Genomic DNA, 5,638 nt, shown 5'->3' with positions numbered 1-5,638 from the left:
TGCACCTTCAGATCGCGCACGTCCAGGAAGGCTTTACGTGCCGTCATGCGAGCCTCACTCGGGGGTCGATCACGGCGTACAGGACGTCCACCACGAGGTTGGCGAGGAGCACCGCGAGCGAAGTGATCAGGGTGACGCCCAGGACGATCGGCAGGTCCTGGTTCCTGGTGGCGTCCAGCACCGCCCGGCCCAGGCCCGGCAGATTGAACGTCGACTCGGTCAGGATGGCGCCGCCGATGAGCGCGCCTAGGTCCATGCCCAGCATGGTGAGGAGCGGCGTCATGGTGGAGCGCATGGCGTGCTTGCCGACGACGGTGTGCTCGCGCAGGCCCTTGGCGCGGGCCGTGCGGATGTAGTCCTCGCCGAGCACCTCCAGCATGGTGGCCCGGGTGATCCGGGCGTACATCGCCGCGTAGAGGAAGGCGAGGGTGATCCAGGGCAGGATCATGCCGCCGAGCCAGCCGGTGACGCTCTCGTCCAGCGGCACGTACTGCGCGTCGAGCCACTTCAGGCCGAAGGCGAAGACCGCCAGGGAGAGCAGGCCGGTGAAGTAGATCGGCAGGGAGACACCCGCGAGGGCGACGACCATCGCGCCGCGGTCCCACAGGCTGCCCCGCTTGAGCGCGGAGAGCACACCCGCCGCGACGCCGACGACGACCCACAGCACGGCGGCACCGAGCGCGAGCCCCAGGGTCACCGGCAAACGGTCGGTGAGCACCGGCCAGACGGCCTGTTCGCTGCGGAAGGAGTAGCCGAAGCACGGCGCGGCGCAGTGGGTGACCTCACCGCCGGCCGCGTAGGTGCGGCCCGCGAAGACGCCCTTGAAGAACTCCCAGACCTGGACGTATATCGGGTCGCTCAGGCCGAGCTTCTCCCGCACCGCCGCGACCGCGCCCGGGTCGGCCTGTTTGCCCACGAAGCCGGCGGCGATGTCGACGCCCGCCCACTTGGGGACGAGGAAGAAGATGCAGAAGACCACCATGATGATGACCACCAGCATCACCGCGGCGGCGAACAGCCGCCTGACGAGGTAAGCGAGCATGGCTCCGCTACTTCGCGTTCTTCAGGCCGAGGCTGACGAAATCGTACATACCGCTGTAGCCGTCAGTGGTGTGCGCGTTCGTCAGGTCCGGGGAGCGCCAGTTGAGGAACTTCTCGAAGGTGAAGGGCAGGTAGTACGCGCCCTCCATCACCTTGTGGTTGATCTCCTTGGCGATCGTGGCCTGCTCGCCCTCGTCGAGCTCCTTGACGTAGGAGTCGAAGAGCCCGTCGATCGTCTTGTCCTTGATCAGGGCGAAGTTGTTGTTGCCGCTCTGCAGGATGTACTTGCTGCTCCACAGCGGCAGACCGAAGCCCTGGACCGTGCCGAAGTCCGGGGCCCAGCCGTCGATGACGATGCCGTACTTCTTCTTCTTGACGTTGGCGGGGCTGCCGACGATGCCGGCGGTCTGCGCGCCGTCGTACTGGTCGATCTCGGCCCGGACGCCGATCTTCTTCAGCGATGCCTGGAGGGACTCGGCGGTGGCGACCTCGACCGGCTTGTTGTTGCGGACCGCGATGGTGGTGCTGAAGCCGTTCGGACGGCCGCAGGCCCGCAGCTCTTCCTTGGCCTTCTCGACGTCGCCCTTCTTGCCTTCCCCGGCGATCCTGTACGGGTCGTACTTCTGCCCCTCGGCGCCCGGCACGGACGGCGGGAGCATGTTGGTGGCGATGTCACCGCCGGCGAGCGGGCCACCGCGCGCGTTCTGCAACGAGACGTGGTCGGCGCCGTGGATCACGGCCTTCCGGCAGTGGATGTTGTCGAACGGCGGCACGCTCCGCGGGAAGACCGCGTAACGGATGTAGCTGGTGAGCGGGTTGTCGAGGTTGCCCTTGTGCTGCTTCAGGGCGGTGGTGCGGCCCTGCGGCGACGGACCGGTCTGGTTGAGGTCCAGGTGGAAGTCGCCGTTGATCAGGCGCTGGTCCATGTCGTTGGCGTTCGCGAAGAACTTGGCGCTGATGGTGTCCGGGTACGCCTTGCGGATCGGGTCGGAGGCGGCCTTCCACTGCGTGTTGCGGACCAGCTTCAGGCTCTTGCCGGGCGCGTACGACGCGAACTTGTACGGGCCGCTCGAGAATGGCTTGAGGGCGTATTTGGACTTGGTGTCCTTGTCCTGGCGCACCGGGGAGGCCGAAGGCGTCGCGAGCATCTGCGCGAAGTCGCTGTTGGCCCGCGGCAGGTTGAAGACGATCGTCTTGTCGTCGGGCGTCTCGATCGCCTTCATACCCAGCCTGTCGGGGGACTTGTCCTTGTAGGGGCCCGGGTACTCGCCCTCGGGGTCGAGGACGTCCTTGAGGTAGACCGGACCGCCGGACAGCACGTCCTGCGCCCACTGGCGCTCGATGCCGTACTTGATGTCCTTGGAGGTGATCGGCTTGCCGTCCTCCCAGGTGATCCCGTCGCGCAGTTCGTACGTGTAGGTCCTGCCGTTGTTGGAGATCTTGCCCGCGTTGGTGGCGAGGTCGGGTGTCAGCTCCGCGCCGGCCTTGCCGGGCTCGGTCTTGTAGGACATCAGCTGACGGCTGTAGTAACGCATGAAGTTCCAGGCGAAGCCGTAGTAGCCGCGCGTGGTGTCCCAGGAGTCGGCGTCCTGGGAACCGGCGAACTTCAGCTCGCCGCCCTTCTTGGAGCCGGCGTTGAGGACCTTGTTGTTCGCGGCGTCGTAGCCGGCCGCGCCCTTTGTGCCGTTGCCGCTGCCGCACGCCGCGGTGGTCAGCAGCGCGGTCACCACCGCGGCAGCGGCCATGGCCTGCTTGCGCCGCCCTGCGGTGGGTGGGGTAGTCACCATCTCGGATCCTCCGGAATTGATGAAAAACACCGTGTCGGTGCCACGGGCCGCTGGGATCGCAGCAGTTGGTCGCGGCGGTTCAGCGGGAGCCCTTCGGGTCGAGCGCGTCGCGCACGCCGTCGCCGAAGAGATTGAAGGCAAGCACCGTGATGAAGATCGCCACGCCCGGGATGACCATGTACAGGGGGTCCGAGTCGTAGTAGTCGATCGCGTTCGAGAGCATTTGCCCCCAGGAGGCCGTGGGCGGTTTGACGCCCACGCCCAGGAAGCTGAGCGCCGCTTCCGTGAGGATGTTGGTGGGGATCATCATCGTCGTGTAGACGATGATCGGCGCGACGAGATTGGGCAGCAGTTCCTTGAAGAGGATGTAGAAGCGTCCGGCGCCCAGTGACCTGGCCGCCTCGACGTACTCGCGTTCGCGCAGGGACAGGGTCTGGCCGCGTACGACGCGTCCGATGTAGGGCCAGCCGAAGAAGCCGATGACCAGGATCATCACGAAGACGCGCACGCTCGATCCGGTCAGCCCCAGCAGGTCGTTGGGCATGACGGAGACCAGCGCGATGATGAAGAGCAGCTGGGGGAAGGCGAGCAGTCCGTCCATGACGCGGCTGATGACCGTGTCCACCCAGCCGCCGAAGAAGCCCGCCAGGATGCCGAGGACGGTGCCCAGGACGACCGCGACCACGGCCGAAAGGAAGCCGACGAGCAGCGAGATGCGGGCGCCGTAGAGGATGCGGGCGAAGATGTCGCGGCCGTTGACCGGTTCGACGCCCAGCAGGTGGTCACCGCTGATACCGCCGAGGGCGCCGGTCGGGGTGCCGAACAGCGGGTTGATCAGGTCCTCGTGGTGGGTCTCGGGGTCCTGGCCGACCAGGCCCGTGAGCACGGGGGCGAGCAGGGCCACGGCGATGAGGAAGAGGACGACGATGCCGCCTGCGAGGGCGAGCTTGTCGTTCTTGAGGCGCTCCCAGGCGATCCGCCCGAGGGAGCGTCCCTGAACGGCTGCGCCGTCCGCGGTGCCGGGTGCGGTGTCGTCCGAGCTGAATTCCGCCGTCTCTGCGGCCGTGGCGGGGGCTGTTTCGACGGTTGTTTCGGGCAATGGCGCTGTCATGTGGAAGGGCCCCTCTCAACCGGCTCAACACGTTCCTGGTCAAGCGGGACCAGGAAATCCGGCGGGCTTGGCGGAAACCGACTCCGGACTCTCAGCGGAGGTCGCGGATGAGCTTTTCGATGACGGAGTCCACCTTCGCCTCGTTGAACTTCTCCGAGCCGATCAGCAGGGTCACTGCTCGCTTGCCGTCATCGGTGACGGCGTTCCTGAACTTGTGGCCGCTCTCCATATAGCCGCTGTGTCCCCAGGCGACGACGCCCGGCGTGCGCTCATAGCGCTCGACGCCCAGGCCGTAGTCCTCGCCGAGATCGTCCTTGACGGTCTTCTTCATCTCGGCCAGCTGGGCCGGGGCGAGGAGATCGCCGGACCACAGCGCGGTCCAGAAGGTGGTCGCGTCGGCACCGGTGGAGACCAGCGCCCCCGACGCGTCGGCGGCGGAGACGTTCCACGCCGTCTTGTCCACCAGCTTCCCGCGCTGCACCACATAGCCGCGCAGGGCCGGCTTGGGCAGCGAGGTGCGGTCGCCGGGCCAGAAGGTCCCGCGCAGTCCGAGAGGCTTGATGAGCCGCTTCTTGATCTCGGTGCCGATGGGGCGTCCTGTGACCTTATGGACGATCATTCCGGCGAGGTTGTAGTTGGTGTTGGAGTAGTAGAAACCGTCCGGGGTCCTGCCTTCGGGCGGGGGCAGGGCCAGCGCCTGCTTGACCGTCTCCAGGGGCTCGAAGTGGTCCCAGCGGTGCGCCTCCAGGTCCTCCCAGAACGGCGCCTCCAGATAGTCGGGCAGGCCGCTGGTGTGCTGCAGGAGCTGCCGGACCGTGATCTTGCGCCCGTCGTAGTGCTCGGTGCGGATCAGACCCGGCAAGTAATGATCCACGGAATCATCGAGCTTGATTTTGCCCTCGCCGACGAGCTGAAGTACGACCGTCGCCACCCAGGTTTTAGTATTGCTGGCAATACGGCTGTGCTCGGTGCCGACGACCTTTCGGCCCGTCCTGATATCGGCGAGGCCGACACCGCCGTTCCAGACACCACAGCGCGGACTCTTCACCGTCACGCTGATCCCTGAGGCGCCGACTCCATTCAGTGCCTTCAAAGCCGTCTGTATGGGCTTGGTGTCACACCGTGGTGTCGCGACCGACGCGGCGGGCGGCGTCACGAGAGAGGCTGTGAACGCCATGGCCAGGACCGCACTCGCTCTGCCTCGCATAATGTCTCCTTTACCGTACTGATGCGTGCGGCGATTAGTTGGTTCCGCCTTGTGCCAAGGAGTGCGGCGACTGCCGTATGAAACTCCTTGCGTGCAGCTTGCGGCGTAGTCTTTCTCCCGCTCTGACCGCGTGCATGCGGTGCTCGTCCAGAAATCCCGCGCATGTTTTGTGCGTCCGGCCAAATCGGGCATGCTCGTCTTCGAGCGACGGGAGCGACACCGCCCCCGCGGGGGGAGCCGGATCAGGCTCTGAGGGAGGAGGAACGGTGGACGGGGATCAGGATCAGGGGAACGCGGCGGCCGCGGAGATGCGGGAGGCCGCGCGCGCGTTGCTGTCGGTGCTGGAGCCGGAGCAGGTGCGCGAGCTGCGCGCGGGGCCCGCCCGGCTGGACGCGCCCGAGCTGCGGGAGTGGACGTATCTGCCGGGCCCGCGCCCCGGGCTGCCCACCGAGGGCCTCGGCGGCGAGCAGCGCGAGGCTGTCGACGCGCTGC

Annotated in this window: 5 protein-coding genes; 1 reads left to right on the top strand and 4 read right to left on the bottom strand. The window is 66.8% G+C overall.

The window, feature by feature from the left end:
* Positions 1 to 43: 43 nt before the first annotated feature.
* From STRAU_RS13910 to STRAU_RS13895, 4 genes are all read right to left on the bottom strand, one after another.
* Positions 44 to 1,042, bottom strand: a complete 999-nt coding sequence (locus STRAU_RS13910) for an ABC transporter permease (protein ID WP_016640946.1) — start codon at positions 1,040 to 1,042, stop codon at positions 44 to 46.
* A 7-nt stretch (positions 1,043 to 1,049) separates the two neighbouring features.
* Positions 1,050 to 2,825 (bottom strand): ABC transporter substrate-binding protein, encoded by a 1,776-nt coding sequence (locus tag STRAU_RS13905; RefSeq protein WP_037659280.1) that lies wholly within the window; start codon positions 2,823 to 2,825, stop codon positions 1,050 to 1,052.
* An 82-nt stretch (positions 2,826 to 2,907) separates the two neighbouring features.
* Positions 2,908 to 3,939 carry an ABC transporter permease gene (locus tag STRAU_RS13900; RefSeq protein WP_037659277.1) on the bottom strand — a complete coding sequence of 344 codons (1,032 nt, stop codon included), beginning with the start codon at positions 3,937 to 3,939 and terminating at the stop codon, positions 2,908 to 2,910.
* Positions 3,940 to 4,030: 91 nt separating this feature from the next.
* Positions 4,031 to 4,993: a serine hydrolase domain-containing protein gene (locus tag STRAU_RS13895; protein ID WP_037659273.1), complete on the bottom strand. Its 963-nt coding sequence runs from the start codon at positions 4,991 to 4,993 to the stop codon at positions 4,031 to 4,033.
* A 419-nt stretch (positions 4,994 to 5,412) separates the two neighbouring features.
* On the opposite strand from STRAU_RS13895, the gene STRAU_RS13890 reads away from it, so the two are divergent.
* The coding region (locus STRAU_RS13890) for a DUF3500 domain-containing protein (protein WP_037659267.1) at positions 5,413 to 5,638 on the top strand (226 nt) is incomplete at its 3' end.

Origin of the sequence: Streptomyces aurantiacus JA 4570 (assembly GCF_000414115.1) — a bacterium.
Lineage (GTDB): Bacteria > Actinomycetota > Actinomycetes > Streptomycetales > Streptomycetaceae > Streptomyces > Streptomyces aurantiacus_A.
This window is presented reverse-complemented; position numbering and strand designations above follow the sequence as displayed.

Coding starts and splice junctions, on each gene's coding strand:
- STRAU_RS13910 (WP_016640946.1), bottom strand. CDS start 1,042: ATGCTCGCTTACCTCGTCAGGCGGCTGTTCGCCGCCGCGGTGATGCTG.
- STRAU_RS13900 (WP_037659277.1), bottom strand. CDS start 3,939: ATGACAGCGCCATTGCCCGAAACAACCGTCGAAACAGCCCCCGCCACG.